This is a genomic window from Qipengyuania sp. B-5 (assembly GCF_056857815.1).
Map to the genome: position 1 here is coordinate 1 of NZ_JBSXNU010000019.1, position 14,733 is coordinate 14,733.

Consider the following 14,733-nt stretch of genomic DNA (forward strand, 5'->3'; position numbering starts at 1 on the left):
GGGCCTCGCCGAACGTCGTAACGCTTCGGTCCGCGACTACCTCACCGCTCGCGGTGTCCCCGGTGGCCGCATCAGCAGCGAAGCCTTCGGTGAAACGCAGCTCCGCGTTCCGACCGCCGACGGCGTCCGCGAACTCCAGAACCGCCGAGTGGAAGTCACCTACGGTCCGGGTTCGGGCATGTAATCCACTCGAAAGAGTAGAAACACCGAGAAGGGGCCGGAGCAATCCGGCCCCTTTTTCGTTGGTGGGACAGGACTAACGAAACGGGACAAGAATTATGCGCATGATCCTCGCCGCCTCGCTTGCTTCACTCGCCCTGGCAGGTTGTTCTACACTCGAGAGCCTGCCCTCCGATCGTATCGGCCAGGCACAACTGAACCGGGCCAACGGCGTGCCCGTCGGAACTGCGCAATTGCTGTCGAATGGGCAGACCCTGTCGCTTGCAATGGCAGCAACGGGGCTGGAGCCGGGAGAACACGGCTTCCATCTCCACACCACCGGTCGCTGCGACGCCCCCGATTTCACAAGCGCGGGCGGTCACCTCAATCCGCTAGGCCGCGAGCACGGCTCGCTCAATCCGGAAGGCCAGCATCTCGGCGACATGCCGAACCTCGTAGTCGGCACCTCGCGCACCGGCAGTATCGAAATCGATATCGGGCCGGACACCCCTGCCTATCGCGACTACCTGTTCGATGCCGATGGAACTGCCATCGTCATCCATGCAGGACCCGATGACTACCGCACCGATCCGGCGGGCGATGCCGGTTCGCGCGTGGCCTGCGGCGTTCTCAGGGCAAGCTGACGCAACCCGTCAGATTTCTTCGCCCGCGGCGCGCGCGCGGTCCAGCAAGGTTCGCTCCGCCGTCGGCACAGTCCGGTAGGCGATGAACAGCAGTACCAGCCCGATCGGCACGGCAATCAGCAGGCTGAGGCCGCCGGTCGAGAGACTGCCCGTCATCGTGGAGACCTGTCCGGCCATATAGGGCCCAAGGGCAAGCCCCACGAGGGTAGTGGCGAGGAAGAAGGTCGCGGTGGCGGTTCCTCGCATGCGGGGCAGGACCAGGTCCTGGGAGGTCGCCGCCGCCGCACCGAGGGCCGAACTCCCGAAAAGCGATTGCAGGAACGCCGCGATGTAGAAGATCGTGGGGTCGAGCGTGGTGAACATGATGAAGAGGAAGGGGGCTGCGGCAGTGAGACCGAACGCGACCACGAACAGGCGGCCCGTCGGCATACGCTCGCGCAACCAGTCGGCCGCGCGGCCACCCATGATCACGCCGAGGAAGCCGCCCAGCGCGCCCGGTCCGCCGATCCACCAGCCTGCCGTGGAGGGAGCTTCCTCGAGGATCCGGATTGCATAGGGAGCCGCCCAGAAGGATGCGGCATAGGACATGAAAGCGACCATACCGTATCCCAGGATCGTCGTGAGGAAGGCCGGAGTTCCCCAGATCAGTGTGAAGGTAGGCTCGTCGCGGCGCTTGAGGGTCGAGGCCCATGAGAAGATGGCGTAATATCCGATTCCGACAGCGCCCCATTGCTGCGCATTGCCGGTAAAATCGGCCATGAGATAAGCGATGCCGCCGATAACCAGCGCCCCCGCGAGGTTGACTGCGATGCCGCGTGCGCCGCCCCTTGCGGCCCCGATCAAGGTGAAGGGCGGGATTACGGCGATGAGTTCGTGGAAGAACCCGCGGAACGGATCTTTCGGCGGCGGTGTGATGATCCCGTCACTCTGGCCGCGGACGGGTTCGCGCAAGGTGAAGACGAGTAGCGCGAGGAGCAGCCCCGGAAGGCCCACGATGATGAAGGCAGCCTGCCATCCGGCGAGCCCGAGCGGAGCATCGGTGGGGAAGGCTTCGTTCCAATTCTCGACGATCGCCCCGCCGATCAGGAGCGATACGCCGCCACCGATATAAAGCCCGGAAGAGTAGATCGCGAGAGCGGTCGCGCGCATCTTCTTCGGAAACCAGTCCGAGATCAGCGAATAGGCGCTCGGGCTGGCCGTAGCCTCGCCGACGCCCACGCCGATACGCGCGACGCTGAGCATGGTGAAATTCTTGGCAAAGCCGGAAAGCGCGGTGAAGGCAGACCAGATGGCGAGCCCCGCCGTCATCAGCCTGACTCGGTGCCAGCTGTCTGCCAGCTTGCCCAGCGGAATGCCGAACAGCGCGTAGAAAACCCCGAAAGCCGTGCCGTAGAGAAAGCCGATCTGGTCATCGCGCAGGCCGAGATCCGCCTTGATGTCCTCGGCGAGGATCGAGATGATGTTCCGGTCGACGAAATTCAAGACATAAATGATGACCAGAATGCCGAGGGCATACCAGCTATATGCCGGGACTTTGCCCTGCGCCCCTTCCTCGGCTGGGATCTGGTGAGGGGCGGCGGAAGTCGGTTGGGTCAAATTTCTACTCCGGCAGGGCAGGTGCGTCCTTGGAATAGACAGTGGTATCGACAAGTCCCGCCTCGTCAAACCCCTTTCGACGTAGTCGACAGGAATCGCAGGCGCCGCAGGCGAAACCCTCGGGCGTGGGATCGTAGCAGGACCAGCTCCACGCGGGGTCGAGGCCCAGGCGATCGCATTCTCGCGCGATGTCGGCCTTGCTCATGTGCTGGAGCGGAGCGTGGATCGTGAAAGGTTCGCCGCCAACACCCTGTTTCGTGCCCAACCGCGCGGTTTCGGCGAAACTGGCAATGAATTCGGGGCGGCAATCGGGGTAGCCGGAATAGTCCAGCGCATTCACACCGATGAAGATGTCGCGCGAATGCGAAGTCTCGGCAAAGGCGGTCGTCAGTGCGAGAAACACGAGATTGCGCGCCGGGACATAGGTGACGGGGATATCGTCCCCCACCCCGCCTTTGGGCACGTCGATATCCGCGGTCAGCGCCGAACCGCCGAACTGGCGCAGGTCCAGCGGCAATTCGACATGGCGTTTTATGCCAAGCTTTTCCGCAATCGCGCGGGCAGACTGGAGCTCGCGAACATGGCGCTGCCCGTAATCGATGGTGAGCGCGTGTACTTCGAAGCCGCGTTCGCGCGCGAGTGCGGCGGTCACCATGGAATCGAGTCCGCCCGAAAGCAGCACGACTGCAGGACCGGAATGATCGTGGGATATATGCGTCATGCGGCGCAGCTAGGCGCTGGTGCCGTAGCTCGCAAGACTATCGGCAGCGGCCTGTGTGACGTGCCTCGGCCGAAAACTGAAAGGGCCGTCCGTCGACGATGCCCTGGCTGTCGATCTGGACGAGCTTGCTGCCTTCCTTGCGGATATGCGTCCGGCCATAGCCATTGCCGCGGCAGGTATACTGGACCGTAACCTCGCTATCGCCATCCTCGACGACGAAGCGATTGCAGCCACTTTCGCTATGGCGAAGCTGGATGAACTCGCGCCCGCTCCGCACGCAGATATTGCGCGGCGTGGTGCCGTCGCGATAGCGCAGCTCCCAGCCCCCACGATCGAGCGTATCAAGCATGGCGAGAGAAGATTGTGCCAGCGCTGCGCCCCCCAGAAGGACCGCAGGGACTGCCGCAATGGCGGCACCGATCCAGACGATTTTACGATTCGGCATGAGTTTCACTTCTCGTTTCTTAGCACACCAAAACGGCGAGAGGATTAGTGCTCATTCTAAATTGCAGCGATGAACCGTTCTATAACAGCGATGAATTGTTTGGCACAGACTATCTAGGCTTCGATAGGGAACTTCTTCGAACAGAACGCGCAATCTACCACGATCTTTCCCTCGTCATCGCGCATTTCCTTGCGGTCTTCTTCTGGAAACTTGGACAAGACATCCTGATAATGCTCGATCGAACAGCGGCAGCCCCGTTCGATCGCAGCGCCTTTTTCGATCCGCACCTCCTGCTCCTCGTGAAAGAGGCGCCACACGATAGCTTCCAGCGACAGGGCGGAATCGAGCAATTCCTCGTGCTTCACCGATCCCGCGAGAATCGCCACATGCTCCCATTCCGGGTGGTCGAGACGGGCGTGCAACCGCTCGCGGCCTTCCTCGCCGTCAGGCAGGTGCTGGACCAGCATGCCCGCCGCGCTGCATTTGCCCCCACCCGACCTTACCGCTGTGCGGATCAGCGTCGGCACCTGTTCCGATTGGAAGAAGTAGGCTTCGCAGGCCTCCGCCAGGGTCTCGCCCTCGAGTGGGACGATACCCTGATACCGCCCCTTGCCCTTTGCGACATCGAAAGTGATGGCAAGATAGCCCTTGCCGAACAGCGCGAAGAGCGAGGGATTTGCTCCGAGTTCCGCCAGCCGCGCATGGTCGAAATCGACATAACCGCGCAGTTCCCCGCCCTTGTAATCGCAGACCAGCAGGTTCACCGCGCCGGCCTCGGTCTGGGCCTGCATGGTGACCTGCGATCCGTCATCCTTGAGGAGCGAGCCCATCAGCGCGGCCAGCACCAGCGCTTCGGCGAGCAAGTGCGTGATCGGCGCAGGATAATCGTGCGCCGCAAGGATTTCGTCGAGCGCGCGATCAAGCCTCACAATCCGTCCGCGCGTGTCGCGCGAGGGGATGGTGAAGGCGAGCGTGCGGCCCGAAAAGGTCTCTACGGCGGCGGGGTCGGTCTGCGTCATGCGCGCGCATATGGGAACGCCGACGCAGATTGAACAGGGTGGAGCCTAGCCGCCGATCTTCCCGAAACACCACAGCAGGATCGATTTCTGCGCGTGAATGCGATTCTCCGCTTCGTCGAAGACCACCGATTGCGGACCCTCGAAAACCTCTTCGGTCACCTCCTCGCCGACATGGGCGGGCAGGCAATGGAGGAATTTCGCATCGGGCCGGGCAAGGCCCATCAACTCGCCGCCGACCTGGAAAGGCGCCATCGCCGCAAGCTTGTTGTGAACGTGGTCCTGGCCCATCGAAACCCAGGTATCGGTGACCACGATGTCCGCGCCGCGTGCGGCTTCGGCGGCGTCCTGCGTCAGTGTAACCTGTGACCCGCCCTTGCGCGCCAGTTCGACGAATTCTGAATCGGGCTCGTAACCCTGCGGCACGCCGATGCGGACGTTGAACTTGAAGATACCCGCGGCCTCGAGGATCGAGTGCAGCACATTGTTGCCGTCGCCCAGCCAGGCGAGTTCGAGACCGGGCAGCGCCTTGCCGTGTTCGACCATCGTCAGCAGATCGGCGACGATCTGGCACGGATGCGAACGATCGGTCAGCCCGTTGATCACCGGCACATGGGCATGGTGCGCCAGTTCTTCGGCCTTGGCGTGATCATCTGTCCGGATCATGATCGCATCGACCATCCGGCTAAGCACACGCGCGGTATCGGCGATGCTTTCCCCGCGCCCCAGCTGGCTGGTGCCCGAATCGAGGATCAGCGCCGATCCGCCGAGCTGGCGCATGCCGATATCGAAGCTGACCCGCGTTCGGGTCGAGTTTTTCTCGAAGATCATGCCGAGCACATGGCCCGCAAGCGGCGCGTCCGCGTCGGGCCTGCCCTTTGGCCACCCTCTTCGCGCGGCCTTGCGGTCCTGCGCATCGGCAAGCATAGCGGCGATCGCATCCCCGCCGGCATCCGACAGGTCGAGAAAGTTTCTCGCAGCGGCAGCGAGGTCCATTGCGTCGCCGCCGGTCATCAGCTTGCTGCCGGATCGAAGCTCGCCGCACCGGCGGAAAGCTTGTCGAAGAATTCGTCGAACTCCGCATCGTCCGCCACCAGCGGCGGCAGCACGCGCAGAGTCTGGTCGCCCGCCGCCACGGTGAGCAGCTGGTGGTTGTCGCGCAGATGGACGAAGAAGGGCCGGCTTTCGACCTTCATGCGAATGCCCAGCATCAGGCCCTTGCCGCGCACGAAATCGAACAGTTCGGGATAATTGCCGATGAACTGTTCGAGGCGGCTGCGCAGGCGTTCGCCCTTGGCGGTGACTTCGGCGAGGAATTCGTCATTGGCGACGGCATCCATCACCGCTTTCCCGGCAGCCATGGCGAGCGGGTTGCCGCCATAGGTGGAACCATGCGTGCCGAAGCCCATGCCGCGTGCCGCCTTTTCGGTGGCAAGGCATGCGCCGAGCGGGAAGCCGCCACCGATGCCCTTGGCGCTGGCCATGATGTCGGGTGCGATTCCGTAATGCTCATAAGCATAGAGCTTGCCGGTACGCGCGACACCGCACTGGACTTCGTCGAACACAAGCATGAGGTCGTGCTCGTCACAGATGGCCTTGAGGCCGTGGATGAATTCGTCCGAAGCGGGGCGGATGCCGCCCTCGCCCTGGATCGGTTCGACAAGAAAGCCTGCGGTCTTGTCGCTGACCAGGGCTTTCGCGCTCTCCAGATTGTCGAATTCGGCGTATTGGAACCCGGCGAGCAGGGGCATGAAACCCTTGTGCATCTTCTCCTGGTTCGAGGCACTGATGGTCGCCATCGTCCGGCCGTGAAAGGCGTTGGTGAAGGTGATCAGTTCGGTCCTGTTCGAATCGCCGTCGTCATGCTGGTGATAGGCGCGCGCCGTCTTGATCGCGCACTCCACAGCCTCCGCACCCGAATTGGTGAAGAACACCGTATCGGCAAAAGTCTTGTCCACCAGCTGCTGCGCCAGCGCCTCGCCCTGCGGGCTTCCATAGAGGTTGGAGACGTGCATCAGCGTTTCGGCCTGGCGCTGGATCGCGCCGATCAGGCCGGAGTGGCTATGACCGAGCAGGTTGACCGCGATACCGCTGGCGAAGTCGAGATAACGTGTGCCGTCCTCGTCGATCAGGTGGCAGTGATCGCCCTTCACGGGGCGCACGCCGCAGCGGGGATAGACGGGCATCAGCGGGCTAATCGACATTTCTCTACGCTCTCCTCAAGAAGTCAAAGACAAATGGCGGCCCCGGAACGGGAGCCGCCATCTGCGTGTTTGCCAGCGATCTATTCCCTTGCGCGCGCTTGGTCAAACGCGATGCGAGGGACTGGTCGGCGTCCTATTCGGAAGCAGGAACCAGGTTGACCGCGGAATATTTGCCGCGTCGGTCGACCTCGAGGTCGAACTCGTAACGTTCGCCTTCGTTGATCTGTGAAAGGCCCGAACGCTCCACCGCGCTGATGTGCACGAATGCATCGGGCTGGCCATCGTCGCGCGTGAGGAAGCCGAAGCCCTTCATCGAATTGAAGAACTTGACCGTACCGGTCGCCTTGTCGCCAGTGAGTTCGCGGCGCGGAGCTTCGCTTTTCTGTTCGACTTCGATGATGTCGCCGACGATCTGCAGATCCTGTGCAGAGACCTTGCCACCACGATCGACGAGGTTGAACTCGAGTTCCTGTCCTTCGGCCAGGCCTTCGAGGCCGGCGCGCTCGACGGCGCTGATGTGGACGAAGATGTCTTCGCCGCCGGTTTCCTGCTGGATGAAGCCGAAGCCCTTTTGCGTATTGAAGAACTTGACGGTGCCCTTGCCGGTTCCGACGACCTGCGCCGGCATCCGGCTACCGCCACCGCCGCCGCCGCCACGCGGGCCGCCGCCGAAGCCGCCGCGGTTTCCACCGCCGCCGAAGCCACCACGGTCGCCGCCACCGAATCCGCCGCGGTCACCACCGCCGAATCCGCCGCGATCGCCGCTGCCATGGTCGAAACCGTCCGGAGGACCACCGAACGGGTCGTAGCTGTCCTCTCCGATATTGTCCCGCTTGTCCCGTCCGCGGCGCCGCCCTCTATCGTAACCCATAAGTCGTAAAATACCTTGTCGCGCAGCCGCGTAATCTTCGCGCCGACACGCAGGCTGCAAGGCGTGCCAGACGCAGGCGGGGAGGGAATTCCTTCGGAATATCCTCCCACATCACCCCAATGCATAGCGCGAAAGAACGCATCATGCGAATGATTTAGCGCTCTGACTTCTTGTGGCGCACAAATGTGACATTTTCGCATGGCGAAATCGGCCATCGTTTCGCTTGCAAGAAATCGATCCCTTGGGCATCGGTTGCCGCCATGGATCTCATCGCACTTTTTTCCGACCCTGCCGCATGGCTAGCCTTGCTCACCCTGATCGCGCTCGAGGTCGTCCTTGGCGTCGATAATCTCATCTTCATCGCGATCCTGTCGAACAAGCTGCCCGAGCACCAGCAGCAACGCGCCCGTAGAATCGGGCTGGCGCTCGCGCTCGTCATGCGCATCGGCATGCTGATGCTGATCGGCTGGCTGGTCACTCTCCAGACCCCGCTCTTCGATCTCGGCATCGAAGGAAGCCCCGGACCTTACGGGCAGCCTACGTTCGAGACCGCCTTTTCGGGCCGCGACCTGATCCTGCTGGCAGGCGGCCTGTTCCTGTTGTGGAAGGCCACCAAGGAAATCCATCATTCGATGGAACCGGAAGACAATTCGGGCGACCTGCTCGACAAGACCCCGGGCGCGGCCGCAGCAGTCAAGGCCACCTTCGGCACGGTGATCGCGCAGATCGTCGCCATCGATCTCGTCTTCTCGGTCGATTCCATCCTTACGGCAGTCGGCATGACTGACCACATCCCGATCATGGTCATCGCCGTCGTAATTACCGTGGGGATCATGATGGTCGCCGCAGATCCGCTCGCCCGCTTCATCGAGAAGAACCCGACGCTGGTCATGCTGGCGCTCGCCTTCCTCGTGATGATCGGCCTCGTGTTGATCGCCGACGGTTTCGGCTTCCATGTACCCAAGGGCTATATCTACGCAGCCATGGGTTTTTCGGTCGGCGTCGAAATCCTCAACATAATCCAGCGCGGTCGGCGTTCGGCAAAAACCGCCAGCCAAGGAGCCTGATCGATGACCCAGTTCAAACCGATATCAGACATGCTGCTCGCCTCCGGCCAGATCCAACCGGGCGACGTCGAGCGCGCCAAGGCGGAAGGCGTGACGCTGATCGTCAACAATCGGCCCGATGGCGAAGAATCTGGCCAGCCTGAAGGCCGCGAGATCGAAGAGGCGGCCCGGCAGGCAGGGATCGACTATACTGCGATACCCGTCGGCTCTGCCGGTTTCAGCCTGCCGCAAGTCGATGCCATGGCCGCGGCCATCGGCAGTGCCGAGGGCAAGGTGCTGGCCTTTTGCCGCACCGGTACGCGCTCGACGCTGCTATGGGCGATGACACAGGCCAAGGCCGGCCGCGATGTGGAAACGATCGCGCAGCAGGCGCAGGCGGCGGGCTACGACATCTCTCCGGTCCGGTCGACGCTGGAGATGCTGAGCCAGCAATCCGGCGATTGAGTGCAGGACCAGCTGCTCCAGTTCCTCGGCTCGCTGGCGGCAATCCTGCTGCTCGCGGGCGTGGCCTGGTGGCTCAAGCTCGGGCCCGAACGCAGGCTCAACAGCGAAGACGAGGCGCGCCGCGCAGCAGCGGAAGCAGCCGACGGTTTCGAGGCAAAGGATCTGGCGCTCGATGCGGAAGGCCGTGCCGCGCTACTGCGCGATGCCGGGGGACGCATCATGCTGCTGAGGCCGCACGGAACGCATTTCGCCGCCCGCATCCTGACCCCGGCAGCCACTGCACGGATCGAGAGCGACACGCTCGTCGTCGACACAGCGGAGCGGCGTTATGGCAGCGCGGCCCTGCGCATTGCCGAACCACAAGCTTGGGTTAAGCGTATCGAGGCTATAAAGTAGCGCGACGATGCCCGATTTTTCGCCCACTCAATATGCCGTGCCCGGTTTCGTGGCGCTGGTCCTGATCGAGATGATCTGGGCCTGGCGCCGGAACCGCCATGCCTATGAACCGAAGGACACGCTCACCAGCCTGGCCTTCGGACTCGGCAGCACGGTTTCGGGCCTGCTGTTCGGCGGACTGTTCTTCGCGCTCTACCTCTTCCTGTGGGAATTCCGGCTGTTCGACATCGGCTGGGCATGGTGGGCGTGGATCGCCTGCTTCGTGCTCGACGATCTCAAATACTACTGGGTCCACCGTTTCGGCCACCGCGTGCGCTGGTTCTGGGCCAGCCATGTGAACCACCATTCGAGCCAGCATTACAACCTCTCGACCGCGCTGCGGCAGACCTGGACCGGATTCCTGACGCTGGGTTTCCTGTTTGCGCTGCCGCTGGTGCTGCTCGGTTTCCACCCGGCGATGATCGCGATCTGCGGCGGCTTTAACCTCATCTACCAGTTCTGGATCCATACCGAGGCGATCGGCCGCATGCCGCGCTGGTTCGAAGCGGTGATGAACACGCCCAGCCACCACCGCGTCCACCACGCCACCAACCCGCGCTATCTCGACCGCAACTATGCCGGTGTCTTCATAGTGTGGGACAAAATGTTCGGCACTTTCGAGCCGGAAAGGGACGACGAGAAGATCCGTTATGGCATCGTCAAGCAGCTCGGCAGCTTCAACCTGCTGTGGGCGGTGTTCCACGAATGGATCGGCATCGCGCAGGACATGTGGCAAGCACCGTGGAAGCACAAGCTGTCCTACCTCATCCGCGAACCCGGCTGGACGCATGACGGCAGCCGCGAGACGAGCGACCAGATCCGGGCCGCATGGCTGGAACGGCAGGGCCATGTCGCACCCCAAGAACCGGTTGCATCTCAAAACCCGATTGCAGGCGACGCAGAGCCTGCCTAACCTCTCGAATCGAGAGGAGAATACATGGACGAGTTTGATATTGTCGTTGTCGGCGGCGGCAGCGGGGGCAGCGCCGTGGCCGGCAGGCTGGCTGAAGCGGGGAAGAGCGTGTGCCTGCTGGAGGCGGGGGGCCGCAACAACGGCATGCGGATCACGATGCCGGGAATGCTCGCCATTCCCAATCCCGCGGCCAATTACATGTATGAAACGGTGCCGCAGAAAGGGCTGAACGGGCGCGCCGGGTACCAGCCGCGGGGCAAGGGCCTGGGCGGATCATCGGCCATCAACGCAATGATCTACATCCGCGGCAACAAGTGGGATTACGACAATTGGGCCGCGCTCGGCTGTACCGGCTGGGGGTTTGACGATGTCCTGCCCTATTTCAAACGCGCCGAGCACAATGTCCGCGGCCAAGACGCCTATCACGGCGACGATGGTCCGCTGTGGGTGAGCGACCAGAAATGGGCGAACCCCGGCAGCCATGCTTTCGTCGAAGCGGCTGCCGAACTCCAGCTTCCGCGCAATGCCGATTTCAACGGCGAAAAGCAGGAAGGTTTCGGCCTCTACCAGGTGACGCAGAAGGACGGCGAACGCTGGTCCGTCGCGCGCGCCTATGTCGAACCGCAACGCGGGTCGAAGAACCTCGACGTCCGCATCGGCGTGACGGTGCAGAAGCTCGAAATCGAGGATGGTCGCGTCACCGGGGTCACCTATTCGGCGGGCAAGCGGACGCGGACCGTCAGGGCCCGAGGCGGCGTGGTGCTGTCGGCGGGCGCCTTCAATTCGCCCCAGATCCTGATGCTGTCGGGCATCGGTCCCGGCGCGCATCTGAAGGAACACGGCATCGATGTCGTGGTCGACAAGCCCGCAGTCGGCTCGGACCTGCAGGACCATATCGATTATGTTTCGAGCTGGCAGACCGAGAGCAAGGATTTCATCGGTTCAAGCCTGGCGGGCAATGTCCGGATGGCCAAGGCGATTATCGAACATCGGCGCAAGCGCACCGGCATCATGACCACCCCCTATGCCGAGGCCGGGGGGTTCTGGAAGGTCATGCCCGATGCGCGCGCACCGGACGTCCAATGGCACTTCGTCCCCGCAATGCTGGAAGATCACGGGCGCACCAAGGTCAAGGGCCACGGCTTCTCGCTTCATGCCTGCGTGCTGCGTCCGGAAAGCCGCGGCACGGTTCGGCTGGCGAGCCGGAATGCCGAAGATGCACCGCGCATCGATCCGAACTTCCTCGACGATGAGCGGGATCTGGCGACCTTGCGCGAAGGCGTGCGCCTCTCGCACCGCATCGTGGCATCCCCCGCGCTGCAGGCCTATGATCCGCAGGACCGCTATCCGGTCGACCTCGACGACGATGCGCAGCTCGACGAACTGATCCGCAGCCGCGCGGATACGGTTTACCACCCCGTCGGCACCTGCCGCATGGGCGCGGACGAGGGCGACGTGGTCGATCCGCAACTCAAGGCGCGTGGCGTGGACGGGCTGTGGATCGCCGACGCTTCGATCATGCCGCGGCTCGTATCGGGCAACACCAACGCGCCCAGCATCATGATCGGCGAACGCTGCGCCGATTTCGTAAAGCAGGCTCTGGCTTGACAGCGATCCGCGTGGACTGATCTCGTCAGTCAATGAAAAAGGGGCCGGAAGCTTGCGCCACCGGCCCCGGCCCTCCCCCAAGGAAACAGGTATTACCAGCTCTGGCGGACAGTCAGCCCGAAGGTCCTCGGCGTGTTGGTGCGATAGGCGAGCCTCGCACGACCGCCGCGTTCGCGGTCGAAGCTGAGCAATGCGTTCTCGTCCAGCACATTGTTCACATAGACGATGAGCGAGAGCCCGGAGACGAAATCGATCCCTGCGTTCAGGTTCACGATGTCATAGCTCGGCAACAACAGGTCGACCGTGGTCGAGGCATCCGCCGGCGCGCCCAGATAGGGTAGCCCGTGCACGAAGGTCCGCGGGTTGTTTTCCTGGTCGGCTGGCTGCGTATAGCGGTTACCGACGTGGCTCCATGAGCCAGAGAAATAGGCATCGGCGCTATCGCTTACGGGCCATTCGTAACTGCCCGAAGCGGTAAACTGCAGCTTCGGCACCGAAGCCAGGCGATTGCCTTCGCGAATACCGGTTGCGGCTACAAGCGCAGCATCGTCGCTGATGGTGCTGTCGAATTCGGCTTCGATCCAGCTTCCTGAAAGGACGAGATCAAGGCCGGGAACAGGCTCGATGCCCAGTTCCGCCTCGAGGCCCATGGTGTGGGCCTCGGGCACGTTGAAGACCACGCGGGAAGAGCAGCTTCCTGCGTCGAGCGTGACCTGCAGATCGCTGATATCGTTATAGAAGCCCGCGACATTCGCATAGAATCCGCGACCGGTTGCCTTCGCACCGACCTCGTAGTTCCAAAGCGTTTCATCCTCATAGGTCTGAAAACTTCCGAACAGCGCTTCATCCTCCGGCGAACACAAAGTGATGTTGAGCGGATCGTTAACCCCGCCGAGGCGGAAGCCCTTCGAGGCCTGGGCATTCACCGTGACCGATTCCGACACGTCGTAGCTCAGCAGCAGGCGGGGGCTGATCCCGTCCGATGCGGTTCGGTCGAAAGCATTATCGCCATTGGCGAAGAGACCGCCGGAATTGAATTCGCGCTCTTCCTTGTAGTCATAATAGCGCGCGCCCACCGTCACATCGAATTTGTCGGTCAGCGCATAGGTGCCTTCCCCGAACACTGCGATCTGCTCGAGATCGTAGGGCAGGTCGGCATTGTACGGAGAATCGAGGTTCGGGAACCCGTTGGAAACTGCTTCCGAAGTTCCGTCGCCCAGAGTGTCGTCAGTCACCGCCGCATAACCCGGCGTGGGCAGGCGTTGGCGATAAAAGCGGTCGGTTTGGGAATAGAAGCCTCCAACCACCCATTCGAACGGCCCGCCTGTATCCGAAGCCAGGCGCACTTCTTGCGTTATGGCCGAAACATCGGTCGTGTCGCGCAGGTTCGCGGGAAGCGCGATTCCTTCATCCGGATAGCCGAGATCGACCGAAACGGAACCGGTCAGGGCGCTCCCATCGCGGCTCACCAGGATGGCGCGATCGGTATAGGAACTCACCGAAGTCAGTACGACCGCGCCAAGATCGGCCTCTGCCACGAGATCGACGATCAGCGTTTCATCTTCGAAAGCCTCGCGCAGTTTCAGATACTGTTCGCGTTCATCGAAAGTGGTCGGATTGGTCTGGTAGGGATTGGCATAGAGATTGTAGATCTCCTGCCGGTTGAAGCCGTTGGCGCTGACCTTCTGATAGATCAGGCGCGGGGTCAGGCTGAACCCGTTGCCGGTATCGACGCGGAAAGCGAGACGGCCGCCGTAACGCTCGCCATCGTTCTCGTCCTCGCCGCCTGCCGGGCCGATCGCATTGATGAAGCCGCCGTAGCGCGTGTAATAGCCGACTGCGCGCATGGCCGCCTTGTCGCCGAACGGTACGTTGACTGCTCCCTTGAGATGCCAGCCGAGATCGTCGCCATCGACGAGGTTGACGTTACCTTCGACCTGCCCTTCCGCAACGCCGATGACCGGCTGGTTGGTGATGTAGCGGATCGTCCCGCCGACGCTGCCCGAACCGAACAGCGTGCCCTGCGGACCGCGCAGCGTTTCGACGCGGTTGAGATCGAAAAGGTCGAGATCGGGCGTGAAAAGCGAGAGCGAGATTACGGATTCGTCGAGATAGACGCCGACCTGTTCCTTCACGCCCGGCTGATCGCGTACAACCTGACCGGCGGAAACGCCGCGTACCGAAACCTGACTCTGCCCCGGTCCCAGGTTCTGGACCGACAGGCCCGCGACATTGCGGCTAAGGTCCTCAAGCGTCGCTGCACCGGACTTCTGGATGTCTTCCTGCGTCTGGGCGTTGATCGAGAAGGGAACGTCCTGAATCGCCTGGTCGCGCTTCGTTGCGGTAACGATGATGACCTGGCTGTCGTCTTCGGCTTGCTCGACCTCCTGTGCCGCTACGGGAACGGCGGTCAGGGTCAGCGCGCTACCGGCCAGCAGAGCCGGACGCGTGAAGAAGCGATTGATTTGGCAAATTTTTTTCAAATTCCCCTCCCATTTTCAGGCCCTTAGAGGGCTTCTCCTGGTGGAAATGGTGAATCCGAATTTGCGTAAAGACAATCCACGCCCGCTCGCCAGACCAAGATTGTTTAGGAAATGTTACACACGGGAC

General features: G+C 62.4%; 15 protein-coding genes. 7 read left to right on the forward strand and 8 right to left on the reverse strand.

Going from position 1 to position 14,733, the window contains the following annotated elements:
* Positions 1-184: OmpA family protein (locus AC13CE_RS00955; protein ID WP_482971165.1), on the forward strand; the 184-nt coding region annotated here is incomplete at its 5' end.
* Positions 185-284: 100 nt separating this feature from the next.
* Positions 285-803 (forward strand): superoxide dismutase family protein, encoded by a 519-nt coding sequence (locus AC13CE_RS00960; RefSeq protein WP_473822804.1) that lies wholly within the window; start codon positions 285-287, stop codon positions 801-803.
* A 9-nt stretch (positions 804-812) separates the two neighbouring features.
* Here the strand turns inward: AC13CE_RS00960 and AC13CE_RS00965 are convergent, their stop codons facing one another.
* From AC13CE_RS00965 to AC13CE_RS00995, 7 genes are all read right to left on the reverse strand, one after another.
* On the reverse strand, positions 813-2,399 hold the full coding sequence (locus AC13CE_RS00965) for a spinster family MFS transporter (protein ID WP_482971166.1): 1,587 nt from the start codon (positions 2,397-2,399) through the stop codon (positions 813-815).
* A gap of 4 nt (positions 2,400-2,403) precedes the next feature.
* Positions 2,404-3,120, reverse strand: a complete 717-nt coding sequence (gene queC, locus AC13CE_RS00970) for a 7-cyano-7-deazaguanine synthase QueC (protein WP_482971167.1) — start codon at positions 3,118-3,120, stop codon at positions 2,404-2,406.
* Between the two features lie 37 nt (positions 3,121-3,157).
* Positions 3,158-3,565: a hypothetical protein gene (locus AC13CE_RS00975; protein WP_482971168.1), complete on the reverse strand. Its 408-nt coding sequence runs from the start codon at positions 3,563-3,565 to the stop codon at positions 3,158-3,160.
* Between the two features lie 113 nt (positions 3,566-3,678).
* On the reverse strand, positions 3,679-4,584 hold the full coding sequence (hslO, locus tag AC13CE_RS00980; protein ID WP_482971169.1) for an Hsp33 family molecular chaperone HslO: 906 nt from the start codon (positions 4,582-4,584) through the stop codon (positions 3,679-3,681).
* A 45-nt stretch (positions 4,585-4,629) separates the two neighbouring features.
* Entirely contained in the window at positions 4,630-5,595 is a 966-nt protein-coding gene (argF, locus tag AC13CE_RS00985) for an ornithine carbamoyltransferase (RefSeq protein ID WP_482971170.1), read from the reverse strand.
* A complete protein-coding gene (locus tag AC13CE_RS00990; RefSeq protein ID WP_221538286.1) occupies positions 5,595-6,785 on the reverse strand; it encodes an aspartate aminotransferase family protein in 1,191 nt (396 codons plus the stop codon). Before AC13CE_RS00990 ends, argF begins: the two co-directional genes overlap by 1 nt.
* A gap of 133 nt (positions 6,786-6,918) precedes the next feature.
* Entirely contained in the window at positions 6,919-7,656 is a 738-nt protein-coding gene (locus tag AC13CE_RS00995) for a cold-shock protein (RefSeq protein WP_482971171.1), read from the reverse strand.
* A 260-nt stretch (positions 7,657-7,916) separates the two neighbouring features.
* Here AC13CE_RS00995 and AC13CE_RS01000 point away from each other — a divergent pair, with 260 nt between their 5' ends.
* From AC13CE_RS01000 to AC13CE_RS01020, 5 genes are read left to right on the forward strand one after another with little or no spacing between them, the layout of a single operon-like run.
* Positions 7,917-8,723 carry a TerC family protein gene (locus tag AC13CE_RS01000; protein ID WP_473821242.1) on the forward strand — a complete coding sequence of 269 codons (807 nt, stop codon included), beginning with the start codon at positions 7,917-7,919 and terminating at the stop codon, positions 8,721-8,723.
* 3 nt (positions 8,724-8,726) lie between these two features.
* Positions 8,727-9,167, forward strand: coding sequence for a protein tyrosine phosphatase family protein (locus AC13CE_RS01005; protein ID WP_482971172.1), 441 nt, complete (start codon positions 8,727-8,729; stop codon positions 9,165-9,167).
* Positions 9,168-9,563: a hypothetical protein gene (locus tag AC13CE_RS01010; protein WP_482971173.1), complete on the forward strand. Its 396-nt coding sequence runs from the start codon at positions 9,168-9,170 to the stop codon at positions 9,561-9,563.
* A gap of 7 nt (positions 9,564-9,570) precedes the next feature.
* Positions 9,571-10,515: a sterol desaturase family protein gene (locus AC13CE_RS01015; protein ID WP_482971174.1), complete on the forward strand. Its 945-nt coding sequence runs from the start codon at positions 9,571-9,573 to the stop codon at positions 10,513-10,515.
* A gap of 24 nt (positions 10,516-10,539) precedes the next feature.
* A complete protein-coding gene (locus AC13CE_RS01020; protein WP_482971175.1) occupies positions 10,540-12,123 on the forward strand; it encodes a GMC family oxidoreductase in 1,584 nt (527 codons plus the stop codon).
* A 92-nt stretch (positions 12,124-12,215) separates the two neighbouring features.
* Here the strand turns inward: AC13CE_RS01020 and AC13CE_RS01025 are convergent, their stop codons facing one another.
* Entirely contained in the window at positions 12,216-14,597 is a 2,382-nt protein-coding gene (locus AC13CE_RS01025) for a TonB-dependent receptor (protein WP_482971201.1), read from the reverse strand.
* Positions 14,598-14,733: the final 136 nt, after the last annotated feature.

What these genes read in the sequence shown, in the direction of transcription:
- AC13CE_RS01005 (WP_482971172.1), top strand. Translation starts at nt 8,727, where the DNA reads ATGACCCAGTTCAAACCGATATCAGACATGCTGCTCGCCTCCGGCCAG.
- queC (WP_482971167.1), bottom strand. Translation starts at nt 3,120, where the DNA reads ATGACGCATATATCCCACGATCATTCCGGTCCTGCAGTCGTGCTGCTT.
- AC13CE_RS00975 (WP_482971168.1), bottom strand. Translation starts at nt 3,565, where the DNA reads ATGCCGAATCGTAAAATCGTCTGGATCGGTGCCGCCATTGCGGCAGTC.
- AC13CE_RS00990 (WP_221538286.1), bottom strand. Translation starts at nt 6,785, where the DNA reads ATGTCGATTAGCCCGCTGATGCCCGTCTATCCCCGCTGCGGCGTGCGC.
- argF (WP_482971170.1), bottom strand. Translation starts at nt 5,595, where the DNA reads ATGACCGGCGGCGACGCAATGGACCTCGCTGCCGCTGCGAGAAACTTT.
- AC13CE_RS01020 (WP_482971175.1), top strand. Translation starts at nt 10,540, where the DNA reads ATGGACGAGTTTGATATTGTCGTTGTCGGCGGCGGCAGCGGGGGCAGC.
- hslO (WP_482971169.1), bottom strand. Translation starts at nt 4,584, where the DNA reads ATGACGCAGACCGACCCCGCCGCCGTAGAGACCTTTTCGGGCCGCACG.
- AC13CE_RS01000 (WP_473821242.1), top strand. Translation starts at nt 7,917, where the DNA reads ATGGATCTCATCGCACTTTTTTCCGACCCTGCCGCATGGCTAGCCTTG.
- AC13CE_RS00995 (WP_482971171.1), bottom strand. Translation starts at nt 7,656, where the DNA reads ATGGGTTACGATAGAGGGCGGCGCCGCGGACGGGACAAGCGGGACAAT.
- AC13CE_RS01015 (WP_482971174.1), top strand. Translation starts at nt 9,571, where the DNA reads ATGCCCGATTTTTCGCCCACTCAATATGCCGTGCCCGGTTTCGTGGCG.
- AC13CE_RS00960 (WP_473822804.1), top strand. Translation starts at nt 285, where the DNA reads ATGATCCTCGCCGCCTCGCTTGCTTCACTCGCCCTGGCAGGTTGTTCT.